This window comes from Carboxylicivirga marina (genome assembly GCF_016612505.1).
GTDB lineage: Bacteria > Bacteroidota > Bacteroidia > Bacteroidales > Marinilabiliaceae > Carboxylicivirga > Carboxylicivirga marina.
This window is the reverse complement of record NZ_JAENRR010000030.1, coordinates 1-16,425: the sequence shown is the minus strand read 5'-3', so window position 1 is coordinate 16,425 and position 16,425 is coordinate 1. Positions and strand designations below refer to the sequence as shown.

The following is a 16,425-nucleotide window of genomic DNA, read 5'->3' as shown; positions in this document are numbered from 1 at the left end:
AAATACGATTAATGTTATAATCTAAAACCTATTTCTTACTGAGTATTTACTCTTCCAGATGAATAATGTTACACATCTCTTCTATTCGCCTTTGAAAACGCTTTCCATATCGTTGGCCTAGTTCATCTGGTGTGAATTCTGTTAATAAATGCGTAACCATGCCTTTTTTAAGGTAATGATCGTAACGTGATAATACAATCTCTTTCAATACATCACATTCGTTTTCAAAATAATGGATCGGTCGCTCTTGTCCAACATCATCAAAACAATAGACCTTAGGTAAGTAGTGCTGCTGATAATAGCCATATGATCCTGTGGTGTATTGACTAAGTAGCTTATACCCATGGCGAATAAATGCAAAGCTGACTTCGCGTGCTGACTGAAGCTTAAATCTCTTCTGTGGCGGAAAGAAATAATTAAGCAGCATTAATAACTGACTCTTTCCCACACCAGAAGCTCCGTACACCAAGAGTCCCTTTTTAGGATTTAAACCTTTTCTCTTCATGTTTTCAATATCCCCGATAGCATATACCAACAGCTTATAAAGAATGTCTTGTCTATTTTTATGAATGGAAAAGTGAGCACCAAACTGTTTCTTACCCTGACAGTCCAACCATTCAAGTGAGGTTTGAAAGCTATAATGTATCCAACCGTCCTGAAGCCAACGGATATTTTTATCCCTTGAAGACATAACTATCTTCTTCTGCGTGTTATTTCTTCCATTTTCTCTTTGATATTGATGCGATTTTTCTCAAAAAGCTTGAGTATTTCTTCATAATCATAAAAAATCATCGTATTGACCTTTGAATAGGATAGCACTCCTTTAAAACGCATGTTTTGCAATGTGCCGGCTGAAATATTTAAGAGCTGCATCACTTCAAAACTACGCAGCCATTTGCGGTTAAAACGATCGTTGTTCTTTAATCCTTCAATTTCTCGCAGCAGATCACTACGTAATTCGTACAAGTCATCAAAGGAGACTGTTCCTTCGGGTGTCGTTTTTATTGTATTACGAGCCATAACAATAATATTAGTGGAATAACAAATATCTGAAATTAGAACAGTTACCTCTCGGTAGTTACTCGGTAGTCCTGACTGATTTTATTTAAACTAAATGATACATAAAAACAATTGTCATCAACGCAAATCATAAAATATCCATAATTCATGTATAAATATAGCGGCTACATCAAGTAAAATGAATCGTTAATCATATTATTCATTTGCATCAACTATGCTAGATGTGTTTTCATCAAAATTCGTCATAACTTTCTTCATACGATAACTTTTAAACTAAATCTATGAAACAACACAACGAATGCCTTGAGGTGATTGAACAGTTTAAAATTAAGATTAACGCCATTCATATCACACAACCAAATCCCCTACCTGATATTGAAAAAGCAATGCGCCTTTGTCAGGTTTACCTTCGCCAGCTAAGGGAGAAAGTGTACAAGGGCTGCATCCAAAATGATGAAGATGAAGTTTTTTTCTTTAAAACAGTTAAACCTACCATTGTGGGTCATTTCCTTTATTTCTAATATTTACAGAAGATCGAAAACGAGAGGCCTAAAAAACTGTATCCCATTATCAGGCGTTATTTGGTGAATACGCATATAGAATTCAGTAATTTTCTAAAGGATAAAAACAATTGTTACTACTACTATCAAAGCAAAGATGATAAGTACGATCAGCAAGCTTTCATACGCTGCAACCTGAGACCCAAGGATTACAATTACCACCCTTACTCAATGCTCGACAGTGAATTTGCAACAAGTAAGGATTATTTATTCGCTGAATTCAGAGCAAAAGATATGGTTATTGAATACCTGGCCAAAGAGATTGATGAGTTGGATATGGCAAACAACAGAAACGCACGATCCATGGAAGAAATCATGAAAAAGAGTCCATTCAATTGGACAGGGACTAAAGTGGAAGCCGTGGAACTTATTTATGCACTCAAACACTCAGGTGTAATCAACATGGGAAACGTGAATATAAATGAATTGGCAAAATATTTTGGTTTGCTATTCAATATCGATGATTTACGCATCTATAAAACCTTCATGGAGATCAAAGGACGTGAAAAACCAGCTGCTTTTATGGAGCAATTAAGAGATTGCATCATTAAGTTGTGGAAGAAGAGTTTGAAGTGATACGGCTTATTAATGGGATGAAATAGGCAAATAGTATTTTACACAACGTTTGATTTAGGCCACCTATTAAATATTTAAAGGTGGCTTATTTGAAACTAGCAGCATATAACCTTGCTACAAAAAGGCAGCTAACTATATTAAAAACCCCACTACAAACTTTTCAGTAGTGGGGTATTCTGATTTTTTGAAAACCGTAAAGTTATCAATGCAAAGATATTGCATAGTCACTCGAATCGATTGAAAAACTCCTATTTATTTGCGGTCACTAACTTTGCATCTTCATTTATGATTTAATAAACGTATGTCAGTCTTTATCATGACTTTTTTTACAGAAACTAGCTCAGCTTTATTTTTGTTGTTGATACAATGGAATTTTCAGTGTTGACATTTAATTTAGTACGAAGTTCCATCATGTCTTGGCTTATTTTGTTTTCTAAGACCTTGGCATATATTTGAGTTGTGGCTATCCGATTATGACCAAGAACCTTGCTCACTGTTTCTATGGGTACCCCATTGCTTAAGGTGATCGTTGTAGCGAAAGTATGACGAGCCATATGAAAAGTGAGGTGCTTTTTAATCTCACAAATTTCAGCAATCTCTTTCAAGTAGGCATTAATCTTTTGGTTAGATGGAACTGGGAAAAGTTTATTTTTCACTTGTGAAACTGGATGGTCTTCGTATTTATGTACTAATTCAGCAGCGACCGGTAACAATGGAATCTGAAGGATTGTATCAGTTTTTTTACGAGAGCTATTAATCCAATTACCCCCATCAATCCCGATAATTACTGAGTCTTTGGTCAGTAATTTAATGTCGCTATAAGCTAAGCCAGTATAGCACGAGAAAATAAATAAATCTTTGGTTAACTGCAGACGGTCAAAGGTGAATCTTTTGTTTTCAATTCTTTGTAGTTCATACATCGTTAAGTAGGTTCGCTTGCTTTGTTTATAACTAATCTTATATGATTTGAAAGGATATTTTTCCATCCACCCTAACTTTATAGCTAGGTTTATTATCGTTCGTAAGTGTGCTAAATGTTTCATAATTGTATTATGGGCCAATTTTCTTACACCAAGATCAAGCGGCTGATATTGCCAGAGAAATGCTTCAAAATCAGTAAGGAACCGAAAGTCAATTTTCGATAGTGAAATGTCATGAATGTTTTTTCTTTTTTCCAGAAATGCATATAGATAGTTTCGGGTGGTTCTATAGTATTTTAATGTACATGGCTCTAAGGTGTCTTGATGACTGTCGAGATGATACTCAATGAGTTCTCTAAGGCTGTAGTTCTCCTGCTCATCGCCAATGAATTTTTGTCTTATTACCTGTGGTGTTAAGAAGTCATCCATTAATCTTTCTTGTTGAAAAATAGAAATTAGCTTAGCTTTTACTTGTTCCAACATTAGATTGTTGGTTTTGCTTTCTACTGATGTCCCTTTAAAGTGTCCTTTCTTAGAATCCCATTCAGTTTTTTTGCAATCAAGGTTTGAGGTGAAATCGGTTCTTAGACCATTCGCAGTGACACGAATGTAGATGGTTCCATAACTCTTGTTATTTCTTTTTGCTCTAAAAAAGAATAGGACGGCAAATGTTTGTTGGTTGCTCATGATAAAAGATTTTAAAAGTTAATACCTCGCCTCTAGTAGAAAAGGCAATCATTTACGACCAAAAGACACTAGATAGTACTATTTAATAATATTTGTGCGACACAGCTCAAGCTCAATGGAAGCAATTGATAGAGGGGTGTCTGGTGTAACACAAGTTAAATAAAATTTGGTGTCACCGAATTTCACACCAGTATATTGCTGTTATATGTAGCCATGTGTTAGTCGATAAAAACAGAAAGGCTTGAAAATCAATAGATTCACAAGCCACTATTTCTGTTTGTTACCCTAGAAAGTAGTCCCTACGGGAACAAAAAATATCCTTTAACGTACTTTCGTTAAAATTAATATGCTTCTCAAAACCCCTATGTATAAAGGAATAGCTATATTTGAACTTTAACAAGGGTTCAAAAACGTTAAATGAATTAATCAAAATTTGACACCACATTTGACACCACTTTATAAATAGGCTATGAAATACCAAACTAACAAGCTCGTTAAATTCAACCTTAAGAAATCTGCCAAAACAGATAAGCCATTTCAGATATTTTTAATACTAAGCCATAAGGGTAATAGATTACGCCACTACATAGGTAAACGTATTGAAGAAAAGAATTGGTTACCTAAGAAGCAAAGAGCAAAACCACAATATGCCAATGCTGGTACTTTAAACGCATTTCTCGATACGCTTGCCAACTATGTTGAAGATGAGTACAACAAACTTTTAATGGCTGGAGAAATAATCCACATTGAGAAGATAAAGGAGTTAATCAACGATTATTTAAATCGTGTTGATTCGGATGGAATACTACCTCATTTTAAAGAATACATAGAGGTATCTAAAAATAGTAAGAAGCCTAACACAATAAAGAGCTATCAAACAACTTTAAGCCATTTAGAAGAGTTTATTAAAGACACGAAGTTTAATCTTGAGTACAATACAATTGATAATTCATTTCATGAAAAGTATGTTGATTACTTGCTTAATGAGAAAAACTTAGCCAATAGCACCATTGCAAAAGACATAAAGAAGTTAAAAACGTTTCTCAATTGGGCTACTGAGAAAAACTACAATAAAAACACTGTTTACCTTAAGTTTAAAAATGCATCAAATGAGGGGCAAATTTACTTTTTGACTTGGGATGAACTAATGCACTTAAATAATTACGACCTTTCAAAAAATGACCGTCTTAGAAAGGTTAGAGACATATTTTGTTTTGGTTGTTTTACTGGTATGCGTTTCTCTGATATTATGAATCTCAAACATGAAAATGTAGAAAGTGATTACATCAATATTATTACAATAAAAACAAGCACTCCTTGCTCCATTCCTTTAAATCAATATTCACGTTCCATTTACAAGCAGTACAAGGCAAAAGAGAGCAATGTGTTTGAAGAAATTAGCAATCAAAAATTCAACGATTATTTAAAAGAATTAGGCCGTTTAGCTGAATTAAACGCACCTGTGCAAATTGTTACTTACAAGGGGGCAAAACGCGAGGAATCCATTGTGGATAAGTGTGAAATATTAACTTCGCATATTGCTCGAAAAACGTTTATCACTAATGCACTTGAAAAAGGCATGAAAACAGAAGTGATAATGGATATCACAACACACAAAGATTTCAAAGTCTTTAAACGTTATTTTAAAGTGGTGGATGAGCATAAGAAAAATGAAATGGATAAAGTATTTGGATAATGGATGCACCTATTGTTATTAAGGATTACGAACTCAGAAAAGAACGCCTGGAGCAACAAGCAAAAGAAGAAGGTAGAGAACTTAATTATGATGTCGAAGAAGAAATTCGGAAGAGGTATAATGAGTTGAGGAATAAGAAAATTTGGGGTGGACCAAAGCGAACAAATCGTTTCTTTAAGGAAATACAACTTCTTGAATATGCCGTTGAGTACCTCGATAATAAAAAACAACAAAATACCGTTAAAGCGACCAATCAAGGCACAACCAAGCAAGTTGCCTTAGCTTTTTATTATTTAAGAGAAGCAAAAAGATTTCCACGCTCAGCAAGTAATACAGTAGATGCAAAGTTTATACAATTCCTTAGTGGAAGAGATTACGGTGAAGTACGAAAGCGTTTAGGTCAACCAGATAAAAGAGGCGATGACAAAAGTGGGAGAGCTACCAAAGCCTTAATTAAAGATTTGGAAATTGTCAAAGAGCAATTGCAGGAGGTTGGTTTTATAGAAGGCATTAACTTAGTAAAAGAGGATATCGAAAAGTTGAAAAATGACCTTAAGACTTTTAACGAACATTAAACACCTACAATAAGCATCTTTCTACGTCTTGCCCTTCCCCTAAACAACCTCTTGCGTTATTGCATTAAACCGAAGGTAGGCCACAAAGAAGGGCTGGCCTCTGTCATGCACCTAAATTTCTGTTTACGTTCGAGTTAGTGCTTCGCCTAACGAGTAATGCACATAATTAATTTCAGTTTTGTTATTTAGTGTTTATGTCTCTTGGGGGTACCCAATTAACCCTCCCCAAGCATGATTTCAGATAGACTTTTGAATCAAAATAATTTTAAAAATTGATTCATTATGAAGTTGGAATTTACATTAACACAAGAGTTTAAAGAAGAGATTAGAACTCTACTAAAAGAAACAATTCAAGAAGAACTTAATGCTATAAGTTCGCCACAAAGCACAACCGCCAAAGATGACAAAATGCTGTCACGTGAAGAAGCTAGTCAATTTCTTGGCTGTTCACTTACATCACTTTACCACTATCAAAGGAAAAACCTAGTTCCTTATCACCAAGTAGGTAGAAGAATTCTATTCAGCAAATCCGATTTAGTTAACCATTTAAAAGTTGAGGCAATCAAGTAAAGGACTTCTGCGAGCTTATAACATAGCAGAACCTGTGCAAGATTTTCACTCACGCTAGGGAGGATTAGAGATGATAGACACAATAGTATTAAGAATTAAAAATATACATCAATACCCAAAGGTTATTGAATCACTAAGAAAAGAAGGAGAAGGAAATTCAACAACTATTTTAGATAGTCCGCATGATAAAGAAGCTGTTGATTATGAAACAGGGGAAATAAGTAATGACCGTTTTTTACAAGTCAAACAGATGCATTATTCCGATACGGGCAACACCTTTAGTATTTACCGAAATAAGACACTTACATCATCCCACTATTATTTGGCTTATAGTATAAGGGTTGATAGGGATTTTGTGGAAATGAATTTCTCGATTCCTAAATACGTTTACGGAACTAATATCATGCAATTTGTACCTCATAAGCATGAAGAGCACAACTACAATAATGATGATTTAGATTCTCTAGAATTTAATGTTGAGAAGACTTATGAGCGATTAATGGCTTTTATTGATTCATTTATTAATGATTGGTTTAAAGGGATTGAAATTGCCAATGAAGATATTGAAATAGCACGTTTAGACATATGTTACAACCAATATTTTAAGAGTGAAGAGGATTCTTTAAAGTATCTTGATTATCAGAAGCGTATTAAAAAGAAGTACCTAAAAAGGACAACAAAAAACAAAGTGGATTGGGGAACATCCATTTTTATTAGTAATGGTAGGTATGCCGCCAAAATATATCACAAAGGCTCTGAATATAAAAGCTCAAAGGGCGAACGGAAGCATCATTTAGCAATGAATAAAAAGCTAGGAAAAGAGCATTTTGAAGTTGAAAGCAAATATAAAGACGGGATTATGATTCGCGAGGGATTAGAAGATACTGCAAATCGTATTTTGCGCTACGAAATTACTTTCAAAAATTCATACATAAGCTACCTGTATAAAAAGAATCTTTTTGCAAAAGATTGCCCTAGATGGAATCAAGCCCAGAAGGATTTTAAAGAAGTAGATAAGGTAGTTAAGAAAATTAATGAACGACGTTTAAAAGGTGAAAGTATTTATCAGCTCGAAACAGAACTTAGAAGATTATCACCAGAAAAGCGAGTGCATCATAAAATTTACGGTAAGATTCTTAATCGTAGTAATTCTTTTAGATTGGCTATATCAGAACGGGATAGGCAAGATAATGAATCATTAGAATTATGCTTAAAAGATGATAAAGGAAATTTCAATTTACCGAAAGATGCCCTGTTTTCAAAAGAGGTATTGGATGAAATGTTCAAAGTATTTCTCAATTTTAAAGAAGAGTTTCGTATTAGTTCAATGGATAAGTTTACTGATACCACTAAAAGGATTATTGCATATAACAAGGATGTAGAGAAGTATAATAAGAACTTGCCTAAAGGCGATAAAGAGCGCAAATCTCGTATTTCTGAAACTTACATAAACTCTATTCTTATGTTGATGCAAACACATTCTTTTGATGAGTTGGTGCAACATAAAATCATATCAGCTCGTACGAAGTATAATTATATAAATGCTCTATGTAAGATTGGTTTAAATAAAAATCACTTGGCTGTTGACAGTGTGGAAATTGAAAAGAGTGAAGAATTTACAGAGTATCATCGTCTATTAAAATAATTGTCAAATGGAATATTCATATAGATTTTTAAATGCAGAAACGATGCTATGCACTAAGTGTAATGTATCATATAAAGTAGTTTTATTTCATGAGATGCCTACTGAAGTACAACGCAATATATTAGCAATTAAAGGGTTAGAGACCCCAGATGAAATTATAGACTTTTTAGATTATAAAGAGTATTTTTATTATTGTCGTTCATGTGGTAGTACACAGATGAGTGAAGATTATTGACATAATTTGATTCCCTTGTTGCTTTTAGCAAGGGGGTTTTTAATTGTTAAAAGATAGGTTTAAGTAAAAATCATTTAGCTAATGATAGTGTGGAGATTGGAAAGAGTGCAGATTAACATGCATTGATAGATTGAATACAATGTGTATATTTATAGAATAGTGGGTGTTTTGCATTAATTCTGTTATAAAAGTTCATGTAATCTAAAAGTATGGCCATAACTAACGAAGAAAACCAAACTAATGCTACTCAGGAAGATGTGGCATTAGATAATTTAGATGTGGAGCTATCCAAAGATGAAAAGAAGCGTTTGAGAATAGAAAAGGAGAGGAAAGATATGCTCGATAAACTTCTTTCTAATGAAATCAAACACTTACGAGAAAAAGTGGCGTTTATCCTACACAATAGTTCCTCGGCAAGGAATTCGGATAATGAATTAGTATGGCAGTATTGGACTACTTTTGAAAGTAAACACATAATAAAAGGTGCCATTTCTAAAAGTGGGATGAAGGAACTCACTAAGCAATCATCGATAATACGAGAGAGGTGCAGAATACAATATGACTATAAGTTATTTGAAGCTGATGAAAAAGTTAAAAAAAAGAGGGGGAAGCTAGAAGAAGAGAAAAGACAAGAGGCCGTAGATGAAAAACCTGTTGATTTACCTCTGTGCTCAATATATATAGATGAAACAGGAAAGACACAAAAACACCTTGCTGTTGGGAGCTTATGGAATTATGATGGGTTTGCAATTCTTAATGCGTCTAGCGAATTAATTAAATGGAAAGAAAGAGAAAATATAGATTACGAATTTCACTTTAATAAATTGAGTAAGAACAAATTACAAGTCTATAAAACATTTTTTCTAAAATTTCTTCAATTAATGCCAACATCTGCATTTAAGGCCATTATTATTAATAGAGATGGTTTGAAAAATATATCTGAGGCTATTACTGATTTAATATTTCATCTCATTAACAAAGGTATTCTTCATGAAAACTCTAGTGGGCGTGCGCCTCTGCCAAGAAGGCTTCAGGTATGGTTAGATGCAGATGAGGAGGGGAGTGATAAATTGAGACTTGAAAATATTAAAGAGAGATTGAATAGGCAAAATATTGAAGGCTTGAATTTAGGTGATTTTGAGGCTGTCAATTCAGAAAAGAATATTTTCATTCAAGCAGTGGATTTATTTACAGCAGCATTAAATAGAAAAATTAATACGGAAGTAAATAATGGTAGAAACCACAAGGATGAATTTGCAGATTATATTTTAACCTTACTGAACTTTAAGATTGATAATTTGGATAAAAGTAATCTAGAAATAGATAAGTCTAAGATTTTTGATTTGACGTATACGGAAATAAATAATTGATTATTTGACACCGTATTTGACACCTTAAAAATACAAAAGCCTGCAAATCAATTGATTGCAGGCTTTTTTGTAGTCCCTACGGGAATCGAACCCATATCTACAGTTTAGGAAACTGCTATTCTATCCGTTGAACTAAGGGACTGTTTCTCATTAAGTGGTCGCAAATGTAATAGTTTCTGTGGAAATCAGAAAATGTATGCTTAAAATATCAAATTCCTTTTAATCGTTTTGCAGCCTCTTCAAGTTCTTCATCGGGTTTGGCAAAGTTAATTCTGATGTGATGCCGTTGCTGGCGCTCCTTAATAAATGCACTAATAGGCATGGTAGCTACGTTGTGTTCTTTAATCAGACGAATTACAAAATCGCGGTCTTTCTCTTCGCTTAATTGGCTATAGTCAAATAACTGAAAAAAGGTGCCTGAACATTTCAGGGGTTTCAATTTAGAGCCATGCATCATCCTTAAAAAATCATCGCGTTTCTTCTGGTAAAATGCATTTAGCTTCTTGTACTCATCTTTATATTCTAAAAAGTCGGCAATAGCCATTTGGAAAGGGGAGTTGACACTATGAATTATAGCTTCATGTACCTGGCGAAATTCACGCATAATTTCTTCAGGGGCGGCGCAGTAGCCAATTTGCCATCCGGTTACGTGGTATGTTTCGCCAAAGGAAGATATAATGACGCTTCGTTCGGCCAGCTTAGGAAAGCAGGCGATGCTTTGGTGCAGGTTGCCATCAAACAGCATATGTTCAAAGGTTTCCTCGCTAAGAATAATAATTTTTGTGCCATTGATGATTTTCTGGAGGCGCAACATATCAATTTCACCCATGGTCCATCCGGTGGGTGCATGTGGCGAATTGATAATAATCATCCGTGTTTTATTGGAAATCATTTGTTGCACTAATTCCCAGTCAATACTGTATTCTTTGCCGGTCATTGGAACGGTGCGTACTTGTCCGCCGTTCATCTCAATGGCAGGTACATAATATTCATTGGCAGGTTCAAATATAATGACTTCATCACCTTCAGTAACTAATGCTGCAATGGCAGTATAGATGCCTTGAGCTGCTCCAGCAGTAATGGTTATTTCTGTTTCGGGCTGGTAAACCTTATCATACAAGGCCTGTATCTTTTGAGAAACTTTTGTTCGAAGCTCTATTTCACCGGCCGAGTCGGCAAAGCGGTTAAGGCCTTCTTGCAGGTGTTTCTGTACCAGCTCAATGAGTTTTGGAGAACAGTGAAAGCCAGTGTAGCCCGATGCCAGATTAATAGCGTTAAACTCACTGATTAATGGGTTTATCTTCGTCAGGAAACTGGATTCCAGGTTGTGAAACTTCGAGTTTATTTTCATGATGATGTTTAAAGGAAGCAGGCTAAAGTATTTATGTAACTCAATTTAATCATTAAGTTTTTAAAATGCGATTTGTTTTGTGGAAAGAATCGTTTTGTGCAGTCAATGTGCTTAATTATTTGACTAATGGATTCTATCCTCGTGCCAAAGAATTATTCATCATGAAAAAGCTGGTGGACGATTGGAAGTGATTTAAGCTCGCCCAATGAGTCGATGTGCAAATTGTAATATTCCAGAAGGTCTTCCAGCAACCTGAATCGTTCATCACCCGATAGTTTTAATTCTTTTAGATTTTGAATGTCAACTCGCATTAGCTTTCTCCAGTTTTTCAGCTCATCGGCATGTAAACTAAAACCATGCGAAGGTTCATCAAAGCAGTAAAAGCCATTCATTAAATCGAAGTAGCCGGCTTCGTCATTTTTTTCGTCAGGTCCAAAGCCCAGAAACCGAGTAAGATGAAGCAAGAAAAATAAATGAAAATTATAATGCCCTGATATGCCTGTATCAAACACTTCAATACTGTGGTAAATAAAATTGAATAAGTCGGTGTTTTCTTCTTCTTCCATCAATACCTTGCTCATCATTTCGGTAAGAAAAAATGCCATGGCCCGTTTTTCTTGCTTAAAAGGGATGCTATTTAGCGGGTGAGCCACTTTAAAGTCTTTAATACGTTGGATATCTGATTTTGGGCGATGATAGACATTCATATCCAGTAATGTCAATGGTTGAAGCAGGACTGTATTGCCCTTACTGCGTTTGGTACGTACTTTGTTAACCATGTAACTCTGTCGTCCAAACTGTAAGGTGTAAATATTAACGATAATGCTGGTTTCTTTGTATTTAATGTGATTGAGAACTATCCCTTTGGTGGCGTGTATCATTGATAATGAAAATAAAATGAAAGTTAATATAGGGTATATCGGACTTTTATTGTCTGAGGTATGAGGGGTTAAATGTGCTATATATGTTCATATATTAATAAAAGTACATGAGGTTATAAGAAAGTAACTATTTTTGCCATTAGTAGTATTACTACCATTGACGCAACAAAATTATAATATATAAATCTTTAACAATTAACTTATGACAGGAGTTGTCAATTTTTTTAAGCGATTCAGTAAGGGTTTTTGGGTAGCTAACTTTGCTGAGTTATTAGAACGAGCTGCCTACTACGGTGTATTCATTGTTATTACACTTTACTTATCACGTATCCTGGCTTTTAGTGATGTGGAAGCCGCGCTTATTTCAGGTACATTCAGTGCTTTATTGTACTTTCTGCCAACATTTACCGGTGCATATGCCGATAAAATAGGCTTCAAAAAGTCCTTAGTTGTTGCTTTTGGCTTTTTAACCATAGGTTATTTTGGTCTGGGTGTGTTCCCTACGTTTCTTGAAGGCGCAGGATTAGCTACCTACGGTTTTACAACTGAGTTTACCGGGCTAAAAGAAGCCAATGAAAAGTATATTATCATTCCGATTATGGCTTTGATAATAATAGGAGGTAGCTTTATTAAATCGGTCATTACAGGTACAGTTGCCAAAGAAACATCAACCGCAACACGTGCAACTGGATTCTCAATATTCTATACAATTGTAAATATTGGTTCATTCTCGGGTAAAACCATAGTGAAGCCTTTGCGTGAGGCGATGGGTAATGTGGGATTAATTAATATCAGTTACTTCTCAGCCGGAATGACCTTGTTAGCATTAATTGCTATTATTTTCTTCTTTCGCCCAAGTGTCACACATGGCGAAGGTAAGTCGATTAAAGAAATCTGGAAGGCTCTTGTTAGAGTGGTTCTTAACTTCCGTTTACTGATTTTGATTATCATTATCACAGGATTTTGGATGGTACAGCACCAGTTGTATGCAACAATGCCTAAGTATGTTTTACGTATGGCCGGTGAAGGTGCTTCTCCATCGTGGTATGCCAATGTTAATCCATTAGTTGTGTTTACTACCGTTGGATTGATTACTTCATGGCTCAGGAAAAAGACAGCATTGTTCTCCATGACGGTCGGAATGTTTATTATGCCGGTTTCAGCGTTCGCTATGGCCGCAGGTAATATGATTGGTGGCGAAACAATGGGCTTTGTCAATATGCACCCGGTAGCTTTTATGATGATTGTAGGTATTGGATTTCAAGGCTTAGCTGAGTCATTTATCTCACCACGCTTTTTGGAATATTTCTCACTGCAGGCACCAAAGGGTGAGGAGGGATTGTATCTCGGATTTAGTCACCTGCACTCATTTCTATCCTCCCTGCTCGGATTTGGATTGTCGGGTGTCTTATTAGAAAAATGGTGTCCTGACCCGCTTACATTAAGTGACACGGAGAAATTGACAGCTTATGACAATGCCCATTACATTTGGTTTGTATTTGTCGCTATTGCATCAGTTTCGGCCATTGCATTGATTGTTTATGGTTATGTAACAAAAAAGCTAGATGCTAAGAAAGAGTTGCTTAGCTCAGAGGTATAAATAAATTAAAAATATTTTATTGAGTTTTCTTGCAGAACAAAGGTTTTGACTTATCTTTGCAACCGCAAAATGCTCAATAGAGTATTTGCCCAGATGGCGGAATTGGTAGACGCGCTGGTCTCAAACACCAGTGATAGCAATATCGTGCCGGTTCGATCCCGGCTCTGGGTACTGGAAGGAAATCCAAAAAGTACCAAAAGCGCTTAAAACTAATGTTTTAGGCGTTTTTTTTTATTCTCTGCGGTTGGCAAAAAACATCAAATAATCGCATGTTAACCGAGAACATATCGAGAACAGCCTCTATTTTTCTCATTTTTTCCTGTTTGTTCTCGGCAAACTCTGTAACTAATACATTTTGACCTGTTAAGATTTTGTTTACTCTTGGAAATAAGCCTCTAATTCCCTAAGATTCGAACTGGAATTTGATGTTTATCGAGAGTAGCGAGAACACTTTTTACTAACCGTTTTTATAAAGGAGGTACAAATCTGGTTTATGAGAATAAAGGATTAAAAGAAAATGGTCTAAAGTACAATTACTTAAAAGCTATAAATGTCGTAACGCCTGAAGTTTCAGCTAGGTTGGATACAGTTTTTAATATTCAGCGAAACGAAGAGGAGATTGAAAAGATAAAAAGAATAGTAAATGATTTCAACAACTAATTATATGCATTAAAATATAAATTTATAATAAAGTTGATTAATTATATCATTTTGCATATAATATTGCTATATTTCAGTTTTTATATCTCAAAGCATATAATGAAGACATTAGCTGAATTTGTAAAACAACGTCGAAAAGAGGTGAATTTGACGCAAGAGGAATTTGCTGAACGGGCAGGAGTGGCCTTGACGGTGGTTCGAAAAATAGAACAGGGCAAAACTAATATGAACCTTGATAGAGTTAATCAAGTATTGGCCATGTTTGGTCATGAACTGGCTCCCGTTAATTCAAGGGAACTTCAAACTAATAAATGATGAGACAAGCTAAAATATATTACCAGGATATCTATGCCGGTTTATTAGTTGAGACTGACGATGGAGATTACTTATTCACTTACGATGAGCAATATGTGGAACAGCGCCCTCAGCAGTTTTTAACCTTTACTATGCCAGTTATCAAGCAGACCTATAAATCTAGCCGCTTATTCCCATTTTTTGAAGGTCTGATTCCTGAGGGTTGGTTGTTGGAGATTGCTTCAAAAAGCTGGAAAATAAATCAGAATGACCGCATGGGACTTTTATTAGCCTGCTGTCAGAATTGCATTGGTGCAGTGAGTGTTGAACCTATATCTGAAGAAGATGAATAAGTGTTTATATTGTTATCAACCAATAAATGGAGAAGGCGACTTCCATGACGCATGTAGTCAGAAATTCTTTGGATCAAAATTCCCACCTGAGTTACCTTATTCAATCGACCAAATGTCAGAATTGGCTAAAGATGTGGTGGAGCGAAGTGTTACAGTTCCAGGTGTGCAGCCCAAGCTATCAATGAGTTTGGTTGAGGAGGCAGGAACGAAGGCTGATAAGCGTTTAACAGTTGTTGGTGCTTTAGGTGGAAACTACATTTTTAAGCCACCATCAGCAGATTATCCTGAAGTGCCAGCCAATGAACATCTGACTATGCGAATGGCAGAAACATTCGGAATAAATGTGGTGCCATCAAGTTTGATTCGTTTACAATCGGGTGAATTATCTTACATTACCAAACGCGTTGACAGAACAGAGAAAGGAGATAAAGTACACATGCTCGATATGTTTCAAATCACCGAAGCCTTTGATAAGTATAAAAGCTCAATGGAAAAAGTGGGAAAGGCGCTTGGAGCCTATTCTGCCAATCCGCTTTTGGATAAACTATTCTTGTTTGAGCTAACATTGTTTAGTTTCCTTACTGGTAACAATGATATGCACCTGAAGAATTTTTCCATGATTTTAACCAATGACACATGGAAGTTGGCACCGGCTTATGATTTGCTCAATGTATCCATCGTTTTACCGGAAGATACAGAAGAACTAGCTTTGACACTTGGAGGTAAAAAGAAGAAACTGACCAAAAGCTATTTTGATGCATATGGACAAAATCTTGGTTTGAATAAAAAGCAAGTAAATAGTGTTTATAAGCGCTTTATTAAAAACAAATCTTTGGCATTGAAGTGGATTGAAGTGTCATTTTTAAGTGAGGAGATGAAAGTGAAATATAAGTTGGTTTTGGAGGAGAGGTATATACTTTTAGTTTGATTTGAAGGGGTAGTCTTATAAAACCTGGGTTTGCTGAGACTAATAATTATATTAATGCCTATTTTGAAAGCTTTTTAAATACTACCTTCTGTTACTTATGAAAGTATTATTTTTTACTAGAAATATATTCGGCTACGGTCATACCTTTTACCTTCTTGAACATACTATTAAAATGGGCATGACTATTGACGCCAACAGCATCCATTGCTTCCTGAATTCTGTCACAACCCTGATCAAACATTCTTGAGGCAAACTTCACCTTTATTGAATTAACGAAGGAGGTTGTAGATTGGCCAGATAAAGCCTTTAATTTACGATGTAATTGCATCCTGCTCAAGCCAACAGCAAGAGCAAAGCTGTCTGGATTAAATTCTGAATTATCAATATTATTTTCAACTACTTTTATAGCTTTAGATATGAACTCTTGATGCTCTTTTCGTTCCAAAACTGGACCACTATTGCAGCGGTTATAATTACTTTTAGTTCCTTGCTGCCTATTGAAAT

General features: G+C 35.3%; 17 protein-coding genes and 2 tRNA genes. 12 read left to right on the top strand and 7 right to left on the bottom strand.

Annotated features, from left to right (window positions below):
- Positions 1–46: 46 nt before the first annotated feature.
- Positions 47–691, bottom strand: coding sequence for an ATP-binding protein (locus tag JIV24_RS12975; protein WP_200465477.1), 645 nt, complete (start codon positions 689–691; stop codon positions 47–49).
- Positions 692–693: 2 nt separating this feature from the next.
- Positions 694–1,020: a helix-turn-helix domain-containing protein gene (locus JIV24_RS12970; RefSeq protein ID WP_200465476.1), complete on the bottom strand. Its 327-nt coding sequence runs from the start codon at positions 1,018–1,020 to the stop codon at positions 694–696.
- A 281-nt stretch (positions 1,021–1,301) separates the two neighbouring features.
- Between JIV24_RS12970 and JIV24_RS12965 the strand changes: the two genes are divergently transcribed.
- Together JIV24_RS12965 and JIV24_RS12960 are read left to right on the top strand one after the other, a co-directional pair.
- Complete coding sequence (locus JIV24_RS12965; RefSeq protein ID WP_200465475.1) at positions 1,302–1,541, top strand: hypothetical protein; 240 nt, start codon at positions 1,302–1,304, stop codon at positions 1,539–1,541.
- 12 nt (positions 1,542–1,553) lie between these two features.
- Positions 1,554–2,156, top strand: a complete 603-nt coding sequence (locus JIV24_RS12960) for an RteC domain-containing protein (protein WP_200465520.1) — start codon at positions 1,554–1,556, stop codon at positions 2,154–2,156.
- Positions 2,157–2,491: 335 nt separating this feature from the next.
- Here the strand turns inward: JIV24_RS12960 and JIV24_RS12955 are convergent, their stop codons facing one another.
- Positions 2,492–3,763, bottom strand: a complete 1,272-nt coding sequence (locus JIV24_RS12955) for a site-specific integrase (protein WP_200465474.1) — start codon at positions 3,761–3,763, stop codon at positions 2,492–2,494.
- A gap of 469 nt (positions 3,764–4,232) precedes the next feature.
- Here JIV24_RS12955 and JIV24_RS12950 point away from each other — a divergent pair, with 469 nt between their 5' ends.
- From JIV24_RS12950 to JIV24_RS12930, 5 genes are all read left to right on the top strand, one after another.
- Positions 4,233–5,459, top strand: a complete 1,227-nt coding sequence (locus JIV24_RS12950) for a site-specific integrase (RefSeq protein WP_200465473.1) — start codon at positions 4,233–4,235, stop codon at positions 5,457–5,459.
- Positions 5,459–6,034, top strand: coding sequence for a hypothetical protein (locus JIV24_RS12945; RefSeq protein WP_200465472.1), 576 nt, complete (start codon positions 5,459–5,461; stop codon positions 6,032–6,034). The genes JIV24_RS12950 and JIV24_RS12945 overlap by 1 nt, the downstream gene beginning before the upstream one ends.
- A 282-nt stretch (positions 6,035–6,316) precedes the next feature.
- A complete protein-coding gene (locus JIV24_RS12940; protein WP_200465471.1) occupies positions 6,317–6,604 on the top strand; it encodes a helix-turn-helix domain-containing protein in 288 nt (95 codons plus the stop codon).
- A 70-nt stretch (positions 6,605–6,674) separates the two neighbouring features.
- Positions 6,675–8,249 (top strand): phage/plasmid replication domain-containing protein, encoded by a 1,575-nt coding sequence (locus JIV24_RS12935; protein WP_200465470.1) that lies wholly within the window; start codon positions 6,675–6,677, stop codon positions 8,247–8,249.
- A gap of 444 nt (positions 8,250–8,693) precedes the next feature.
- Positions 8,694–9,854, top strand: a complete 1,161-nt coding sequence (locus JIV24_RS12930) for a DUF3800 domain-containing protein (protein ID WP_200465469.1) — start codon at positions 8,694–8,696, stop codon at positions 9,852–9,854.
- Between the two features lie 70 nt (positions 9,855–9,924).
- Here the strand turns inward: JIV24_RS12930 and JIV24_RS12925 are convergent.
- The 3 genes from JIV24_RS12925 to recO all read right to left on the bottom strand — a co-directional run bounded on the left by JIV24_RS12925 (position 9,925) and on the right by recO (position 12,086).
- A tRNA-Arg gene (locus JIV24_RS12925) sits at positions 9,925–9,996 on the bottom strand.
- 66 nt (positions 9,997–10,062) lie between these two features.
- Positions 10,063–11,205, bottom strand: a complete 1,143-nt coding sequence (locus JIV24_RS12920) for a methionine aminotransferase (RefSeq protein ID WP_200465468.1) — start codon at positions 11,203–11,205, stop codon at positions 10,063–10,065.
- Between the two features lie 152 nt (positions 11,206–11,357).
- The gene (gene recO / locus JIV24_RS12915) at positions 11,358–12,086 is read right to left on the bottom strand and encodes a DNA repair protein RecO (protein WP_200465467.1); all 729 of its coding nucleotides are present in this window, start codon (positions 12,084–12,086) and stop codon (positions 11,358–11,360) included.
- Positions 12,087–12,288: 202 nt separating this feature from the next.
- On the opposite strand from recO, the gene JIV24_RS12910 reads away from it, so the two are divergent.
- From JIV24_RS12910 to JIV24_RS12890, 5 genes are all read left to right on the top strand, one after another.
- On the top strand, positions 12,289–13,686 hold the full coding sequence (locus JIV24_RS12910) for an MFS transporter (protein WP_200465466.1): 1,398 nt from the start codon (positions 12,289–12,291) through the stop codon (positions 13,684–13,686).
- 87 nt (positions 13,687–13,773) lie between these two features.
- A tRNA-Leu gene (locus JIV24_RS12905) sits at positions 13,774–13,857 on the top strand.
- Between the two features lie 588 nt (positions 13,858–14,445).
- Positions 14,446–14,661, top strand: coding sequence for a type II toxin-antitoxin system Y4mF family antitoxin (locus tag JIV24_RS12900; protein WP_143299601.1), 216 nt, complete (start codon positions 14,446–14,448; stop codon positions 14,659–14,661).
- Positions 14,661–14,993: a HipA N-terminal domain-containing protein gene (locus tag JIV24_RS12895; protein WP_234445826.1), complete on the top strand. Its 333-nt coding sequence runs from the start codon at positions 14,661–14,663 to the stop codon at positions 14,991–14,993. The genes JIV24_RS12900 and JIV24_RS12895 overlap by 1 nt, the downstream gene beginning before the upstream one ends.
- Positions 14,986–15,921 (top strand): HipA domain-containing protein, encoded by a 936-nt coding sequence (locus tag JIV24_RS12890; RefSeq protein WP_200465464.1) that lies wholly within the window; start codon positions 14,986–14,988, stop codon positions 15,919–15,921. The genes JIV24_RS12895 and JIV24_RS12890 overlap by 8 nt, the downstream gene beginning before the upstream one ends.
- Before the next feature lie 106 nt (positions 15,922–16,027).
- Here the strand turns inward: JIV24_RS12890 and JIV24_RS12885 are convergent.
- On the bottom strand, positions 16,028–16,425 hold a 398-nt coding region (locus tag JIV24_RS12885; RefSeq protein WP_200465463.1), incomplete at its 5' end, for a helix-turn-helix domain-containing protein.